Source organism: Enterobacter cloacae complex sp. ECL72 (assembly GCF_019056635.1).
GTDB classification, from domain to species: Bacteria; Pseudomonadota; Gammaproteobacteria; order Enterobacterales; family Enterobacteriaceae; genus Enterobacter; species Enterobacter hormaechei_C.
The window spans coordinates 3,057,937-3,075,245 of the sequence record NZ_CP077659.1; the positions used below are offsets into that span (position 1 = coordinate 3,057,937).

The 17,309-nt window shown below is 53.6% G+C and carries 11 protein-coding genes, 1 tRNA gene and 3 rRNA genes; 7 read left to right on the plus strand and 8 right to left on the minus strand.

Annotated elements, in window-relative coordinates; genetic code table 11:
- The first annotated feature begins 125 nt into the window (after positions 1-125).
- Entirely contained in the window at positions 126-1,454 is a 1,329-nt protein-coding gene (srmB, locus tag KTH07_RS14805) for an ATP-dependent RNA helicase SrmB (protein WP_032619243.1), read from the plus strand.
- 52 nt (positions 1,455-1,506) lie between these two features.
- Here the strand turns inward: srmB and grcA are convergent, their stop codons facing one another.
- Positions 1,507-1,890, minus strand: a complete 384-nt coding sequence (gene grcA, locus KTH07_RS14810) for an autonomous glycyl radical cofactor GrcA (RefSeq protein WP_003860727.1) — start codon at positions 1,888-1,890, stop codon at positions 1,507-1,509.
- Positions 1,891-2,205: 315 nt separating this feature from the next.
- Here grcA and ung point away from each other — a divergent pair, with 315 nt between their 5' ends.
- A complete protein-coding gene (gene ung, locus KTH07_RS14815; RefSeq protein ID WP_003860729.1) occupies positions 2,206-2,895 on the plus strand; it encodes a uracil-DNA glycosylase in 690 nt (229 codons plus the stop codon).
- 39 nt (positions 2,896-2,934) lie between these two features.
- Here the strand turns inward: ung and KTH07_RS14820 are convergent, their stop codons facing one another.
- Positions 2,935-4,020 carry a tRNA/rRNA methyltransferase gene (locus tag KTH07_RS14820; protein WP_017383555.1) on the minus strand — a complete coding sequence of 362 codons (1,086 nt, stop codon included), beginning with the start codon at positions 4,018-4,020 and terminating at the stop codon, positions 2,935-2,937.
- 204 nt (positions 4,021-4,224) lie between these two features.
- Between KTH07_RS14820 and trxC the strand changes: the two genes are divergently transcribed.
- The 5 genes from trxC (at position 4,225) to KTH07_RS14850 (ending at position 9,946) form a co-directional block, all read left to right on the plus strand.
- Entirely contained in the window at positions 4,225-4,644 is a 420-nt protein-coding gene (gene trxC, locus KTH07_RS14825) for a thioredoxin TrxC (RefSeq protein WP_015572133.1), read from the plus strand.
- A 70-nt stretch (positions 4,645-4,714) separates the two neighbouring features.
- Positions 4,715-5,413 carry a tRNA-uridine aminocarboxypropyltransferase gene (gene tapT, locus KTH07_RS14830; protein WP_015572132.1) on the plus strand — a complete coding sequence of 233 codons (699 nt, stop codon included), beginning with the start codon at positions 4,715-4,717 and terminating at the stop codon, positions 5,411-5,413.
- A gap of 35 nt (positions 5,414-5,448) precedes the next feature.
- Positions 5,449-8,112 (plus strand): protein lysine acetyltransferase, encoded by a 2,664-nt coding sequence (gene pat, locus KTH07_RS14835; RefSeq protein ID WP_023304258.1) that lies wholly within the window; start codon positions 5,449-5,451, stop codon positions 8,110-8,112.
- Between the two features lie 109 nt (positions 8,113-8,221).
- The gene (gene pssA / locus KTH07_RS14845; protein WP_063162023.1) at positions 8,222-9,577 is read left to right on the plus strand and encodes a CDP-diacylglycerol--serine O-phosphatidyltransferase; all 1,356 of its coding nucleotides are present in this window, start codon (positions 8,222-8,224) and stop codon (positions 9,575-9,577) included.
- Positions 9,578-9,622: 45 nt separating this feature from the next.
- Entirely contained in the window at positions 9,623-9,946 is a 324-nt protein-coding gene (locus KTH07_RS14850) for a YfiM family lipoprotein (RefSeq protein WP_003860739.1), read from the plus strand.
- Here the strand turns inward: KTH07_RS14850 and KTH07_RS14855 are convergent.
- The 6 genes from KTH07_RS14855 to KTH07_RS14880 form a co-directional block, all read right to left on the minus strand.
- A complete protein-coding gene (locus KTH07_RS14855) occupies positions 9,943-11,250 on the minus strand; it encodes an MFS family transporter (protein WP_017383558.1) in 1,308 nt (435 codons plus the stop codon). The two genes, KTH07_RS14850 and KTH07_RS14855, sit on opposite strands and share 4 nt — an antisense overlap.
- Positions 11,251-11,401: 151 nt before the next feature.
- The gene (locus KTH07_RS14860; protein ID WP_032619240.1) at positions 11,402-11,854 is read right to left on the minus strand and encodes a DUF4385 domain-containing protein; all 453 of its coding nucleotides are present in this window, start codon (positions 11,852-11,854) and stop codon (positions 11,402-11,404) included.
- 128 nt (positions 11,855-11,982) lie between these two features.
- A 5S ribosomal RNA gene (rrf, locus tag KTH07_RS14865) occupies positions 11,983-12,098 on the minus strand.
- Between the two features lie 72 nt (positions 12,099-12,170).
- Positions 12,171-15,072 (minus strand): 23S ribosomal RNA (locus KTH07_RS14870).
- Between the two features lie 182 nt (positions 15,073-15,254).
- A tRNA-Glu gene (locus KTH07_RS14875) sits at positions 15,255-15,331 on the minus strand.
- 84 nt (positions 15,332-15,415) lie between these two features.
- Positions 15,416-16,960: ribosomal RNA gene (locus KTH07_RS14880) — 16S ribosomal RNA — on the minus strand.
- The 16S, 23S and 5S rRNA genes sit together here with 1 tRNA gene alongside, the layout of an rRNA operon.
- Between the last annotated feature and the right edge of the window lie 349 nt (positions 16,961-17,309).

Genomic DNA, 17,309 nt, shown 5'->3' on the forward strand with positions numbered 1-17,309 from the left:
CAACCTTCTGAGTGAAACTGGAGTAGCATAGGGGAAAGCGAAGTGGTCGAAAAGCGATATCCATACAAACAGATGAAGATTACAGCCGTAACGTCTATAATCAGCGCCCCACACAGAGGTAGAACATGACTGTAACGACTTTTTCCGAACTTGAACTCGATGAAAGCCTGCTCAATGCCCTTGAGAGCAAAGGCTTTACACGCCCGACCGTCATTCAGGCCGCGGCCATTCCGCCTGCGCTTGAGGGCCGCGATGTGCTCGGTTCTGCGCCAACCGGCACGGGGAAGACAGCAGCCTACTTGCTGCCTGTGTTGCAGCATTTGCTCGACTTTCCGCGTAAAAAATCAGGCCCGCCGCGCATTTTGATCCTGACCCCGACCCGTGAACTGGCGATGCAGGTTGCCGAACACGCGCGTGAGCTGGCGGCGAACACCCATCTGGATATCGCGACCATCACCGGCGGCGTAGCGTATATGAACCACGCCGAAGTGTTCAGCGAAAACCAGGATATCGTTGTCGCGACGACGGGCCGTCTGCTGCAATACATAAAAGAAGAGAACTTCGACTGCCGCGCGGTGGAAACGCTGATTCTCGATGAAGCTGACCGCATGCTGGACATGGGCTTTGCCCAGGATATCGAACACATCGCGGGTGAAACGCGCTGGCGTAATCAGACAATGCTGTTCTCGGCAACCCTTGAAGGGGATGCCATTAAAGATTTCGCCGAACGTCTGCTGGAAGATCCGGTGGAAGTGTCCGCTACGCCATCGACCCGTGAGCGTAAGAAGATCCACCAGTGGTACTACCGCGCAGATAACCTTGAGCATAAGGTTGAGTTGTTGAAACACCTGCTGAAGCAGGAAGAGGCAACCCGTACCATCGTCTTCGTACGCAAACGTGAGCGCGTGCATGAGCTGGCAGAAATGCTGCGCAACGCCGGCATTAACAACTGCTATCTCGAAGGTGAAATGGCGCAGGTTAAGCGAACCGAAGGGATTAAGCGCCTGACCGATGGCCGCGTGAATGTGCTGGTTGCCACCGATGTTGCCGCGCGTGGGATCGACATCCCGGACGTGAGCCACGTAATCAACTTTGATATGCCGCGCAGCGGTGATACTTACCTGCACCGTATTGGTCGTACCGGCCGTGCGGGCCGCAAAGGTATTGCTATCTCTCTGGTAGAAGCGCACGACCATTTGCTGCTACAGAAAATTGGCCGCTACGTTGAGGAGCCGCTGAAAGCTCGCGTGATTGACGGGCTTCGTCCGACCACACGTGCGCCGAGTGAAAAAATGACGGGTAAACCGTCCAAGAAAGCGCTCGCGAAACGTGCTGAGAGAAAAGAGAAAGAAAAAGAGAAGCCGCGCGTTAAACAGCGCCACCGCGATACCAAAAATATTGGTAAGCGCCGTAAGCCAAGTTCTGCTGCGCCAGAGACAAAAACGGAAGAGTAAAAAAAAGCCGGGATATTCCCGGCTTTTTTATTCCACCCCCGAAGCTGAAACCTTACAGGCTTTCAGTAAAGGTACGCGCGATAACGTCGCGCTGCTGTTCCGGGGTCAGAGAGTTGAAACGCACCGCATAGCCAGACACACGGATGGTCAGCTGCGGGTATTTTTCCGGGTGCTCAACGGCATCCATCAGCGTTTCGCGACGCAGGACGTTAACGTTCAGGTGCTGACCGCCTTCCACGCGTACTTCTGGTTGCACTTGCATTGGAATTTCACGGTATTCAATTTCGCCCAGTTTGCTCACCGGAACGATTTCGTCTTCCGCAAAACCTGCTTTCGCTACTACACAGCGCGCTTCGTTTTTCTCGCTGTCCAGCAGCCAGAAAGAGTTCAGCAGATCGTCATTTGCAGCTTTAGTAATCTGGATACCTGTAATCATGTGTTGCCTCCCTTAGGCTACATTAACTGATGCTGGCCTTTTGCGGCCAATTGGTAAAACCATTGTTTGTTGTGTGTATATATAACATTCAGACCCGGGTGATTTATTGATTTAAATCAACAAAACCACCAACCACACAAAGAGTGTGGTCTGTATTTTTTGTTTTAGATCAATTTTAAAGGTTTACCAATTCAACTTATCCTGCCTGGTTTTCAACATAAATTGAGACACTTAGCCTGCTTTTCCGCGGGTAATTTTGCTCATTGGGGTTTAGCAGGTAAGCTAGACACAGAATGAGATTCGCAGGAGAGCGAGATGACAACACCTTTAACCTGGCATGACGTGCTGGCAGAAGAGAAGCAGCAGCCCTATTTTATTAACACCCTCAGTACCGTTGCGGCTGAACGGCAGGCCGGCCAGACAATTTATCCGCCGCAGAAAGATGTGTTTAACGCCTTCCGCTACACCGAACTGAGTGATGTAAAGGTGGTTATCCTGGGGCAGGATCCGTACCACGGCCCCGGGCAGGCTCACGGACTGGCATTTTCCGTGCGTCCGGGCGTGGCCATCCCCCCTTCTCTGCTGAATATGTATAAAGAGCTGGAAGGAACGATTCCTGGTTTCACCCGCCCTAATCACGGTTATCTGGAAAGCTGGGCGCGCCAGGGCGTGCTGTTGCTGAATACCGTATTAACTGTCCGGGCGGGTCAGGCACACTCCCACGCCAGTCTGGGATGGGAAACCTTTACCGATAAGGTTATCAGCCTGATCAATGAGCATCGTGAAGGCGTCGTGTTTTTACTCTGGGGTTCGCATGCCCAAAAGAAAGGGGCGATTATCGATCGTCAGCGTCATCACGTGCTGAAGGCACCGCACCCGTCGCCGCTGTCTGCGCATCGCGGTTTCTTTGGCAGTAATCATTTTGTTCTGACGAATGAGTGGCTGGAAAAGCGTGGCGAAAAGCCGATTGACTGGATGCCTGTGTTACCGGCAGAGAGCGAGTAGGGTTTGAATGTGCCGGATCAGGCCCGGCACATAAAAGGCTTATGCCTTGTTCTGACGCCACCATTCCGCCAGCAGCACGCCGGTCGCAACGGATACGTTCAGGCTTTCAACGTTGCCAGTGCCGTCGATAGAGACGCTCAGGTCAGCGCTGGAGAGTGCCGCATCAGACAGACCATCACGCTCCTGACCTAACACCAGCACCATTTTGCGCGGCAACGTCGCTTTAAACAGCGGCGTAGCGGCACGGCTTGAGGTGGTGACAATGGTGTAGCCCGCTTTACGGAATTGCTCCAGGGCTTCCAGCACGCTGTCGCCGGTGATCGGCTGAACATGCTCCGCACCGCCTTCCGCAGTACGAATCGCCGCACCGGATTCCAGCAGCGCGGCATCCTGCAACAGAACGCCTTTCACGCCAAAGTGCGCGCAGCTACGCATCATAGCGCCCAGGTTATGCGGGTTACCCACATCTTCCAGCGCCAGCACGCAGTCATCGGCATCCGCCTGGCTGACCCACTGCTGCACGGTAGTGCCGTTACGTTTTTTGATCAGGAAGCAGACGCCGCCGTGGTGTTCAGTCCCGGACGCTTTTGTCAGCTCGGCATCGTCAACCACGTGATAGGCTTTGCGGTTCGCCGCCATCCAGCGCAGCGCTTCTTTGAAACGCGGGGTCACGCTCTGAATAAACCATGCACGAACGATACACTCCGGGCGGCTCTGGAACAGGGCCTGACAGGCGTTCTCACCGTAGACACGGGTCTCTTCCGCACGCTGACGACGCAGCACTTCCGGATCGATAAAGCTTTTTCCGCTGATACCGCCGTGATCGGCTTTTTCGGTCGCCTCTTCACCGGGCGCGCGAGAAACGGTACGCCATGGCGATCCACCGTCACGGACAACATCATCGCGTTTGCGATCGTCACGCTTACGGTCATCACGTTTGCGGTCATCGCCGCGGTTATTTCTGTCATCGCGGGCGGGGCGACGGCCACCGTCTGCACGAGAAGACGCCGGACGCCCGCCACCTTTTCCGGTACGCGGATTTTGGGTGCGTTTATCAGAGTCATCATCACTGCGGACATACATCACTTTGACCTTGCCGCTTTTGTTTTTCATTTCGTCGTTCATGCTTTTCTCCACCAGCGCTGCGCGAAGCGCGCAGATTACCCGATGTGCAAGCTCATAGCCATAATTTCGTACAAAAGCCTGTGACTATTGTTCCCATTGAATAAAACGCATTGTCGTTTCATACAAGCTCACTGATAATATGTAACATATCAGAAACATTATCGGCGTTCTGCCGTTGTTCCACGGCTCTATCAGAGGTTAGTTATGAATACCGTATGTGCCAACTGTCAGGCTGTAAACCGCATTCCGGACGACCGGGTGGATGACGGTGCGAAATGCGGGCGTTGTGGCCACGAATTATTTGATGGCGATGTCATTAACGCGACGGGTGCTACGCTGGACAAACTCCTCAAGGACGATCTGCCTGTTGTGGTCGATTTCTGGGCACCGTGGTGCGGCCCCTGCCGTAACTTTGCGCCCATCTTCGAAGACGTGGCTGAAGAGCGCAGCGGGAAAATGCGTTTTGTCAAAGTGAATACCGAAGCGGAACGTGAACTCAGCGCCCGTTTTCGCATTCGCAGCATTCCAACCATTATGATTTTCAAAAATGGTGAAGTGATCGATATGCTCAATGGTGCAGTACCGAAAGCGCCTTTCGACAGCTGGTTAAACGAATCCCTGTAACATTCGCGGGGCATAGCTTGTGCCCCGTTCGCTCCTCTGCGAAAATGAGGTTTTTCCTGCCTTTTCGCCCATGACTGATAACGCTGTACTTCAATTACGCGCCGAGCGCCTTGCGCGCGCCACCCGCCCTTTTCTGGCCCGAGGCAATCGTATTCGCCGCTGCCAGCGCTGCCTTTTACCGCTGAAAGTGTGTCTGTGCGAAACGCTTGCACCGAGCGAGGCGAAAAGCCGCTTTTGTCTGGTCATGTTCGATACCGAACCGATGAAGCCCAGCAACACGGGGCGTTTGATCGCCGATATTCTGCCCAACACCGCAGCGTTTCAGTGGTCGCGCACTGAGCCACCTCAGGCTCTGCTCGACCTGGTGGCAAGCCCGGACTATCAGCCTATGGTCGTTTTCCCGGCATCATATGCAGGCGAACAACGTCAGGTGCTTACGGCGCCACCATCCGGTAAGCCGCCGCTGTTTATTATGCTCGACGGCACCTGGACCGAAGCGAGAAAGATGTTTCGCAAAAGCCCTTACCTTGATGCGCTGCCGGTGATTTCCGTCGATCTGTCGCGCGTTTCGGCCTATCGCTTGCGTGAAGCGCATGCCGACGGTCAATATTGCACCGCTGAAGTCGCTATTGCGCTACTGGATCTGGCGGGCGATACCCAGGCGGCCGGCGCGCTGGGCTCCCACTTCTCCTGCTTCCGTGAACGTTATCTTGCGGGAAAAACCGTTCATAAGGGTAGCGTCACAGCAACAGAGACAGAAAGCGTTTAAAATCATCAGGTCGCTTGCATTCACGGGAGGCCTGCATGAGCCAGAGAGGGTTAGAAGCGCTACTCCGTCCGAAATCCATTGCCGTTATTGGCGCCTCGATGAAACCGGACCGCGCAGGGTGTCTGATGATGCGTAACCTGCTGGCTGGCGGGTTTAACGGCCCGGTCATGCCCGTTACGCCCGCTTATAAGGCGGTACAGGGGGTACTGGCGTGGCCGGATGTGCAGAGCCTGCCTTTCGTTCCCGACCTCGCCGTGCTCTGTACGCATGCGAAACGAAACCTCGAACTGCTTGAGTCGCTCGGTCAGAAAGGCTGTAAAACCTGCATTATTCTTTCCTCGCCTCCTGAACAGCAGCCCGAACTGCTGGCCTGCGCCAGCCGCTACCAGATGCGCATTCTTGGTCCAAACAGCCTCGGTCTGCTTGCGCCCTGGCAAGGGCTGAATGCCAGTTTTTCCCCGGTTCCGATCCGCAAAGGCAAACTGGCCTTTATTTCGCAGTCGGCTGCGGTATCCAATACCATCCTCGACTGGGCGCAGCAGCGTGAGATGGGCTTTTCCTACTTCATCGCTTTGGGCGACAGCCTGGACATTGACGTCGATGAGCTGCTGGATTTCCTGGCGCGTGACAGCAAAACCAGCGCTATCCTGCTCTACCTTGAACACCTGAGCGACGCCCGTCGTTTTGTGTCGGCGTCGCGTAGCGCATCGCGAAATAAACCGATACTGGTCATCAAAAGCGGGCGCAGCCCCGCGGCTCAGCGCCTGCTACATTCCCGTTCCGGGATGGATCCCGCATGGGATGCAGCGATCCAGCGCGCCGGTTTACTGCGGGTACAGGATACGCACGAGCTTTTTTCCGCCGTCGAAACGTTAAGCCACATGCGCCCCCTGCGCGGTGAAAAGTTGATGATTGTCAGCAACGGTGCCGCTCCCGCCGCCCTGGCGCTGGACGAGCTCTGGCTACGCAACGGCAAGCTGGCCACTCTGGGTGAAGAGACGCTACAGCGCCTGCGGGACGCGTTACCGGGAAGCGTTGTTCCCGATAATCCCCTCGATTTGCGCGATGATGCCAGCAGCGATCGTTACATTAAGGCGATCACGATTTTGCTCGATAGCCAGGACTTTGATGCACTGATGATTATCCATTCGCCCAGCGCGGTTGCGCCAGGCAGCGAAAGTGCGCGTGCGCTGATTGAGGCAGTCCGAAAACATCCCCGCGGCAAATACGTTACCCTGCTGACCAACTGGTGCGGCGAGTTCTCCTCCCAGGAGGCACGGCGTCTGTTTAGTGAAGCCGGGTTGCCAACCTACCGTACCCCGGAGGGCACCATTACCGCGTTTATGCATATGGTTGAATACCGCCGCAACCAGAAGCAGCTGCGTGAAACGCCTGCCCTGCCGGGCAATCTCACCGCAAATTCAGTGGATGTGCACAGGCTTTTGCAGCAGGCCATCGAAGAGGGCGCCACTTCTCTTGATACACATGAGGTACAACCCATTCTTGGCAGCTATGGGATGCAAACCCTGCCCACCTGGATTGCCGGCGACAGCGCTGAGGCGGTACATATCGCTGAGCAGATTGGTTATCCGGTCGCGCTGAAGCTGCGCTCTCCCGATATTCCGCACAAATCGGATGTACAGGGCGTCATGCTGTATCTGCGCACCGCGACAGAAGTACAACAGGCCGCGGATGCCATTATCGATCGCGTAAAAATGACGTGGCCACAGGCCCGGATCCACGGCCTGCTGGTGCAGAGCATGGCCAACCGTGCGGGTGCACAGGAGCTGCGCGTGGTTGTCGAACACGATCCGGTTTTTGGTCCGCTCATTATGCTGGGTGAAGGCGGCGTTGAGTGGCGGCCAGAAGAACAGGCGGTTGTCGCGCTTCCTCCTCTAAACATGAACCTGGCGCGTTATTTGATTATTCAGGCCATCAAAAGCAAAAAAATCCGCGGGAGAAGCGCTCTGCGGCCGCTTGATATCGCCGGATTAAGCCAGTTTCTGGTGAAGGTCTCCAACCTCATTGTTGACTGTGCGGAGATCCAGCGCCTGGATATTCACCCCCTTCTTGCCTCCGGAAATGAATTTACCGCGCTGGACGTGACGCTGGATATTGCGCCCTTTATCGGTGATCGGGAAAGCCGTCTCGCCATTCGTCCTTATCCTCTTCATCTGGAAGAGTGGGTGGAGATGAAAAATGGGGAACGGGCGCTGTTTCGCCCTATCCTGCCGGAAGACGAGCCGCTGCTGCGGGCGTTCATCTCGCAGGTGACGAAGGAAGATTTGTACTATCGCTATTTCAGCGAAATCAATGAATTTACCCACGACGATTTAGCCAATATGACCCAGATCGACTACGATCGAGAAATGGCGATTGTGGCGGTCCGCCGTTCCGGAGCGGGAGAGGAGATCCTCGGCGTGACGCGTGCCATTTCCGACCCGGATAACGTGGATGCGGAGTTTGCCGTACTGGTGCGTTCCGATCTTAAGGGTTTGGGGTTGGGCAGACGGCTGCTCGAAAAACTCATTGGTTATACGCGCGATCACGGATTGTCACGCCTGAATGGCATTACTATGCCAAACAATCGGGGTATGGTGACCCTGGCGCGGAAGCTCGGTTTTGACGTTGATATCCAGCTGGATGAAGGCATTGTCTCTCTGTCCCTCAGCCTGATTTCGACGGATAAACAAGAGTAAGCTGCTGGAAATGTTACCCACTTTTCGCGGCACTGGGGTATCATTGTCCGCTTATGTTGTTTGCCTGGTACAGACAACCCTTCAATGAACAGAGAAGAAACGCACTGTGATGTTGTCAAAATTTAAGCGTAATAAACATCAACAACACCTTGCTCAACTACCGAAGATTTCTCAGTCAGTTGATGATGTAGAGTTCTTTTATGCTCCCGCTCATTTCCGGGAGACGCTTCTTGAAAAGATTGCCAGCGCTACGCGACGTATTTGCATTGTGGCGCTCTATCTTGAACAAGATGAAGGTGGGCGTGCGATCCTGAACGCGCTCTATGAAGCGAAACGTCAGCGTCCAGAACTGGATGTTCGCGTGCTGGTTGACTGGCACCGTGCTCAGCGCGGCCGTATTGGTGCCGCTGCCTCGAATACCAATGCTGACTGGTATTGCCACACGGCCCAGGAAAATCCGGGTATTGATATCCCGGTGTATGGCGTACCGGTGAATACCCGTGAAGCGCTTGGCGTTCTTCATTTTAAAGGATTTATCATTGATGACAGCGTCCTTTATAGCGGTGCCAGCCTGAATGATGTGTATCTACATCAGCTCAATAAATACCGCTACGATCGCTACCATCTGATCCGCAATCCGCAGATGGCCGACATCATGTTCAACTGGGTTGATAAAAACCTGGTTCATGGCCGGGGTGTGCACCGTCTTGACGATCCTCATCGTCCGAAAAGCCCGGAAATCAAAAACGACGTTCGCTCCTTCCGCCAGGAACTGCGCGATGCGGTTTATCGTTTTCAGGGGGATGCCAGTAATGAAGAACTGTCCGTTACGCCTCTGGTAGGCCTGGGAAAATCCAGCCTGCTGAACAAGACCATCTTCCATTTGATGCCGTGCGCGGAGCATAAGCTCACCATCTGCACCCCGTACTTCAACCTTCCCGCCGTTCTGGTGCGTAATATCATTCAGCTGCTGCGTGATGGTAAAAAGGTGGAAATTATTGTCGGGGATAAAACGGCAAATGACTTTTTCATTCCGGAAGATCAACCTTTCAAGATCATCGGCGCACTGCCTTATCTCTATGAGATTAACCTGCGCCGCTTCCTGAGCCGTTTACAGTACTATGTGAACACGGACCAGCTGGTTGTGCGTCTCTGGAAAGATGAAGACAACAGCTATCACCTCAAAGGAATGTGGGTGGATGATGAGTGGATGCTGCTGACCGGTAATAATCTCAACCCACGCGCCTGGCGTCTGGATCTGGAAAACGCCATCCTTATTCACGATCCTCAGCATGCGTTAGCCGCGAAACGCGATCGTGAGCTGGAGCTTATACGCACGCATACTACAGTGGTTCGTCATTATCGCGATCTGCAAAGCATCGCTGATTATCCGGTGAAAGTTCGCAAGCTGATTCGCCGTCTACGTCGGATCCGTATCGACCGCCTCATCAGCCGCATTCTGTAATACACGAGCCCTGTCATCGACGGGGCTTTTTTATGGAGTCTGTTAATGCGTACGCCTTTCCTGATAATCCCTCTTTTCCTGACCGGTTGCAGCCATATGGCTAATGATAACTGGTCGGGTCAGGATAAAGCTCAACACTTTCTGGCGTCTGCAATGTTGTCCGCTGCGGGTAATGAATATGCGCTGCACCAGGGTTATAGCCGGGATCGAAGTGCCACAATGGGACTGATGTTCTCCATCAGCCTGGGGGCATCAAAAGAACTTTGGGATAGCCGCCCCTCGGGAAGCGGCTGGAGCTGGAAAGATTTTGCCTGGGACGTAGCCGGGGCAACAACCGGCTACGCCGTCTGGCAGATGGCGCATTATTAAAGGCGGATCCCTTTTCCTTTACGATGCAGCATCAGGGAGACAATAAACGCCAGCGCCCCCATGATGGTGACATACCAGAAAAAGGTCGATTCACTGCCCCATGACTTAAGGGATAGCGCGACATACTCTGCCGAACCGCCGAACAGGGCGTTAGCGACCGCATAAGAGAGGCCTACGCCCAGCGCCCTCACCTGTGCGGGAAACATTTCCGCTTTCAAAATGCCACTGATTGCCGTGTAAAAACTAATAATAATAAGTGCCACCATAATCAAAGCGAAAGCGGCATACGGAGAGGTTGTATGCTGTAGCGCCGTCAAAAGCGGAACAGTCCCCAAGGTGAGCATGCCACCAAAGATCAGCATGGAGGTGCGGCGACCTATTTTGTCCGACAGCGCGCCAACAATCGGCTGGATGAGCATAAAGACCAGTAACGCCACCGTCATGACGACACTCGCAACGTTAGCATGCATGCCCGTGGTGTTGACCAGATATTTTTGCATATAGGTGGTGAAGGTATAGAAGCTTAGCGAGCCTGCGGCGGTAAAGCCTAATACCATCAAAAATGCTTTGCGGTTTCGCCACAGCCCTTTCATCGAACCGGCTTCTTTCAGCGCCCTGACTTCCTGCTGGGAGGTTTCATCAAGCTGACGGCGTAACCACAGCGCCACAACCGCCAGGGCGGCCCCCAGGGCAAACGGGATGCGCCAGCCCCAGGCGCGTAAATCTTCATCGCTAAGAATTTGTTGAAGGATCACCACAACCAGTAACGCCAGCAGCTGACCGCCAATGAGGGTTACATACTGGAATGATGCATAGAAACCTTTGCGCCCTTCAACAGCTACTTCGCTCATGTATGTCGCGCTGGTGCCGTATTCGCCACCCACTGACAGCCCCTGGAACAGGCGTGCCAGCAACAACAACGCCGGTGCCCATGTTCCGATAGTGTCATATCCGGGCAGGCAGGCAATCACCAGCGAGCCGACGCACATCATGCATACGGAGATGAGCATGGATGTCTTGCGCCCTTTCCTGTCCGCGATCCTGCCGAACAGCCATCCGCCAATGGGACGCATCAGGAACCCGGCGGCAAAAACGCCTGCGGTTTGCAGAAGCTGCGTTGTAGTGTTCCCTGACGGGAAGAAGATATGTGCAAAGTAGAGTGAACAAAATGAATAGACGTAAAAATCAAACCACTCTACAAGGTTCCCCGATGAAGCTCCAACGATTGCCCAAACCCGACGGCGAGTATCCTTGCCTGCTAAACTTGTGTTATCCGTATCTGCACTGGCTACGGTTTCTGTCATTTTAAAATTCCCTGTCTCACATTGCGGGCCATTGCCCACAAACAGTAAAACCGGATTTAAAACGAATCGTTAGGTAAATAAAATGTTTCCAATATGTTTCATTGCATTTTGTGAACTCGATCAGGTATCGAATTATTAGCGGACGTAGTAATTATCCCCACGCTTGCTGGTGAGCCTTTTTTCGCTGCAAATAATCTTCATCGGCACGAATTTTATCCCACCACGTTTTGAACACCGCAGCGGCTTCTGCTTTTACTGGATCGTGATCGAGGGGTTTGACCTGGCGCTTCTCATCATACTTTTTACCGCCTTTATGATTGGCGTATCGCCGGGCACGGGTGTATCCCATCTGTATGAATTTACGCGCCATATCCATGCCGACAAAATCGTTTTTCCTGCGGTATTCTTCAAAAAGGGCGTAGATCTCTTCTGCCGAACGCGCTGCGACTTCAGCATTTTTATAACGCCAGTGCGGCAGGATTTCGCTTTTATAAGGCTCGACCATCAATACGCCCTGCTCACCCCGGCCCACCTGATACCGTTCGGGATGTTCGCGAAAATTAATATTGGCAAAATCTTGTTGATAATCAAAGGGACGAGTCAAAGCGGCACCATTGTTAAAATTGTTTTAACAATTGTAGGCCGGATAAGGGGAAGCCGCCATCCGGCATGTTTTCCACGTACAAAGCAAAAAACCCCGCACCTTACGGTACGGGGTTCTTCTTGATTGATGCCTGGCAGTTCCCTACTCTCACATGGGGAGACCCCACACTACCATCGGCGCTACGGCGTTTCACTTCTGAGTTCGGCATGGGGTCAGGTGGGACCACCGCGCTAAAGCCGCCAGGCAAATTCTGTTAATCTGTATCAAAGCTGAAATTTGATTGTCTGTCTCTTCGCCAAAACACCTTCGGCGTTGTAAGGTTAAGCCTCACGGTTCATTAGTATCGGTTAGCTCAACGCATCGCTGCGCTTACACACCCGACCTATCAACGTCATCGTCTTTAACGTTCCTTCAGGAGACTTAAAGTCTCAGGGAGAACTCATCTCGGGGCAAGTTTCGTGCTTAGATGCTTTCAGCACTTATCTCTTCCGCATTTAGCTACCGGGCAGTGCCATTGGCATGACAACCCGAACACCAGTGATGCGTCCACTCCGGTCCTCTCGTACTAGGAGCAGCCCCCCTCAATTCTCCAGCGCCCACGGCAGATAGGGACCGAACTGTCTCACGACGTTCTAAACCCAGCTCGCGTACCACTTTAAATGGCGAACAGCCATACCCTTGGGACCTACTTCAGCCCCAGGATGTGATGAGCCGACATCGAGGTGCCAAACACCGCCGTCGATATGAACTCTTGGGCGGTATCAGCCTGTTATCCCCGGAGTACCTTTTATCCGTTGAGCGATGGCCCTTCCATTCAGAACCACCGGATCACTATGACCTGCTTTCGCACCTGCTCGCGCCGTCACGCTCGCAGTCAAGCTGGCTTATGCCATTGCACTAACCTCCTGATGTCCGACCAGGATTAGCCAACCTTCGTGCTCCTCCGTTACTCTTTGGGAGGAGACCGCCCCAGTCAAACTACCCACCAGACACTGTCCGCAACCCGGATTACGGGTCTACGTTAGAACACCAGCCATTAAAGGGTGGTATTTCAAGGTTGGCTCCACGCAGACTGGCGTCCACGCTTCAAAGCCTCCCACCTATCCTACACATCAAGGACCAGTGTTCAGTGTCAAGCTATAGTAAAGGTTCACGGGGTCTTTCCGTCTTGCCGCGGGTACACTGCATCTTCACAGCGAGTTCAATTTCACTGAGTCTCGGGTGGAGACAGCCTGGCCATCATTACGCCATTCGTGCAGGTCGGAACTTACCCGACAAGGAATTTCGCTACCTTAGGACCGTTATAGTTACGGCCGCCGTTTACCGGGCTTCGATCAAGAGCTTCGCGTTGCCGCTAACCCCATCAATTAACCTTCCGGCACCGGGCAGGCGTCACACCGTATACGTCCACTTTCGTGTTTGCACAGTGCTGTGTTTTTAATAAACAGTTGCAGCCAGCTGGTATCTTCGACTGATTTCAGCTCCGCCCGCAGGGGCTTCACCTACACATCAGCGTGCCTTCTCCCGAAGTTACGGCACCATTTTGCCTAGTTCCTTCACCCGAGTTCTCTCAAGCGCCTTGGTATTCTCTACCTGACCACCTGTGTCGGTTTGGGGTACGATTTCGTGTTACCTGATGCTTAGAGGCTTTTCCTGGAAGCAGGGCATTTATCACTTCAGCACCGTAGTGCCTCGTCATCACACCTCAGCGTTAATAAGGTACCGGATTTACCTGGAACCTCCGCCTACATGCTTAAACCGGGACAACCGTCGCCCGGCTGACATAGCCTTCTCCGTCCCCCCTTCGCAGTAACACCAAGTACAGGAATATTAACCTGTTTCCCATCGACTACGCCTTTCGGCCTCGCCTTAGGGGTCGACTCACCCTGCCCCGATTAACGTTGGACAGGAACCCTTGGTCTTCCGGCGAGCGGGCTTTTCACCCGCTTTATCGTTACTTATGTCAGCATTCGCACTTCTGATACCTCCAGCATGCCTCACAGCACACCTTCAACGGCTTACAGAACGCTCCCCTACCCAACAACACATAGTGTCGCTGCCGCAGCTTCGGTGCATGGTTTAGCCCCGTTACATCTTCCGCGCAGGCCGACTCGACCAGTGAGCTATTACGCTTTCTTTAAATGATGGCTGCTTCTAAGCCAACATCCTGGCTGTCTGTGCCTTCCCACATCGTTTCCCACTTAACCATGACTTTGGGACCTTAGCTGGCGGTCTGGGTTGTTTCCTCTTCACGACGGACGTTAGCACCCGCCGTGTGTCTCCCGTGATAACATTCTTCGGTATTCGTAGTTTGCATCGGGTTGGTAAGCCGGGATGGCCCCCTAGCCGAAACAGTGCTCTACCCCCGAAGATGAGTTCACGAGGCGCTACCTAAATAGCTTTCGGGGAGAACCAGCTATCTCCCGGTTTGATTGGCCTTTCACCCCCAGCCACAGGTCATCCGCTAATTTTTCAACATTAGTCGGTTCGGTCCTCCAGTTAGTGTTACCCAACCTTCAACCTGCCCATGGCTAGATCACCGGGTTTCGGGTCTATACCCTGCAACTTAACGCCCAGTTAAGACTCGGTTTCCCTTCGGCTCCCCTATACGGTTAACCTTGCTACAGAATATAAGTCGCTGACCCATTATACAAAAGGTACGCAGTCACCCCATAAAGAGGCTCCCACTGCTTGTACGTACACGGTTTCAGGTTCTTTTTCACTCCCTCGCCGGGGTTCTTTTCGCCTTTCCCTCACGGTACTGGTTCACTATCGGTCAGTCAGGAGTATTTAGCCTTGGAGGATGGTCCCCCCATATTCAGACAGGATACCACGTGTCCCGCCCTACTCTTCGAGTTCACAGCAAGTGTGCTTTCGTGTACGGGACTATCACCCTGTACCGTCGGACTTTCCAGACCGTTCCACTAACACACAAGCTGATTCAGACTCCGGGCTGCTCCCCGTTCGCTCGCCGCTACTGGGGGAATCTCGGTTGATTTCTTTTCCTCGGGGTACTTAGATGTTTCAGTTCCCCCGGTTCGCCTCGTTAACCTATGTATTCAGTTAACGATAGTGCAACGGATTGCACTGGGTTTCCCCATTCGGACATCGCCGGGTCAAGGGTTCATATCACCTCGCCGGCGCTTTTCGCAGATTAGCACGTCCTTCATCGCCTCTGACTGCCAGGGCATCCACCGTGTACGCTTAGTCGCTTAACCTCACAACCCGAAGATGTTTCACTTCTGATTGCGAAAATTTGAGAGACTCGAACACACATGAGCTGTGTGTCGTTTCAATTTTCAGCTTGATCCAGATTTTTAAAGAGCAAATATCTCAAACATGACTCGCAAGTCAGTTTTGAGATATGACGGCAGGTGACTTTCACTCACGAACCAGCAAGTGGCGTCCCCTAGGGGGATTCGAACCCCTGTTACCGCCGTGAAAGGGCGGTGTCCTGGGCCTCTAGACGAAGGGGACGTACAGTCTCAATCGCAAGACGCCTTGCTATTTACTTTTCATCAGACAATCTGTGTGGACACTACAAAGGCAGGTTCTTTAAGGTAAGGAGGTGATCCAACCGCAGGTTCCCCTACGGTTACCTTGTTACGACTTCACCCCAGTCATGAATCACAAAGTGGTAAGCGCCCTCCCGAAGGTTAAGCTACCTACTTCTTTTGCAACCCACTCCCATGGTGTGACGGGCGGTGTGTACAAGGCCCGGGAACGTATTCACCGTGGCATTCTGATCCACGATTACTAGCGATTCCGACTTCATGGAGTCGAGTTGCAGACTCCCCAATCCGGACTACGACGCACTTTATGAGGTCCGCTTGCTCTCGCGAGGTCGCTTCTCTTTGTATGCGCCATTGTAGCACGTGTGTAGCCCTACTCGTAAGGGCCATGATGACTTGACGTCATCCCCACCTTCCTCCAGTTTATCACTGGCAGTCTCCTTTGAGTTCCCGGCCGGACCGCTGGCAACAAAGGATAAGGGTTGCGCTCGTTGCGGGACTTAACCCAACATTTCACAACACGAGCTGACGACAGCCATGCAGCACCTGTCTCAGAGTTCCCGAAGGCACCAAAGCATCTCTGCTAAGTTCTCTGGATGTCAAGAGTAGGTAAGGTTCTTCGCGTTGCATCGAATTAAACCACATGCTCCACCGCTTGTGCGGGCCCCCGTCAATTCATTTGAGTTTTAACCTTGCGGCCGTACTCCCCAGGCGGTCGACTTAACGCGTTAGCTCCGGAAGCCACGCCTCAAGGGCACAACCTCCAAGTCGACATCGTTTACGGCGTGGACTACCAGGGTATCTAATCCTGTTTGCTCCCCACGCTTTCGCACCTGAGCGTCAGTCTTTGTCCAGGGGGCCGCCTTCGCCACCGGTATTCCTCCAGATCTCTACGCATTTCACCGCTACACCTGGAATTCTACCCCCCCTCTACAAGACTCTAGCCTGCCAGTTTCGAATGCAGTTCCCAGGTTGAGCCCGGGGATTTCACATCCGACTTGACAGACCGCCTGCGTGCGCTTTACGCCCAGTAATTCCGATTAACGCTTGCACCCTCCGTATTACCGCGGCTGCTGGCACGGAGTTAGCCGGTGCTTCTTCTGCGGGTAACGTCAATCGACAAGGTTATTAACCTTATCGCCTTCCTCCCCGCTGAAAGTACTTTACAACCCGAAGGCCTTCTTCATACACGCGGCATGGCTGCATCAGGCTTGCGCCCATTGTGCAATATTCCCCACTGCTGCCTCCCGTAGGAGTCTGGACCGTGTCTCAGTTCCAGTGTGGCTGGTCATCCTCTCAGACCAGCTAGGGATCGTCGCCTAGGTGAGCCGTTACCCCACCTACTAGCTAATCCCATCTGGGCACATCCGATGGCAAGAGGCCCGAAGGTCCCCCTCTTTGGTCTTGCGACGTTATGCGGTATTAGCTACCGTTTCCAGTAGTTATCCCCCTCCATCAGGCAGTTTCCCAGACATTACTCACCCGTCCGCCACTCGTCAGCGAAGCAGCAAGCTGCTTCCTGTTACCGTTCGACTTGCATGTGTTAGGCCTGCCGCCAGCGTTCAATCTGAGCCATGATCAAACTCTTCAATTTAAAAGTTTGATGCTCAATGAATTAAACTTCGTAATGAATTACGTGTTCACTCGTTGAGACTTGGTATTCATTTAGTGTCCGAGGACATTAAGAATCCATGTCACTTTGAGTGCCCACACAGATTGTCTGATAAATTGTTAAAGAGCAGTGCCGCTTCGTTTTCGCTGCGGCGCGGGGTGTGCATATTACGCTTTCCCGCTTCAGAGTCAAGCGTTTGTTTTGCTTTTCTCTGCTGACCCGGCGGCTTGCGTGCCGTTGTTCCGTGTCAGTGGAGGCGCATTATAGGGAGTAATTCCGAACCTGCAAGGATAAAGTGAAAATTATTTCCTGACCGCTCATTTTCCAGGCA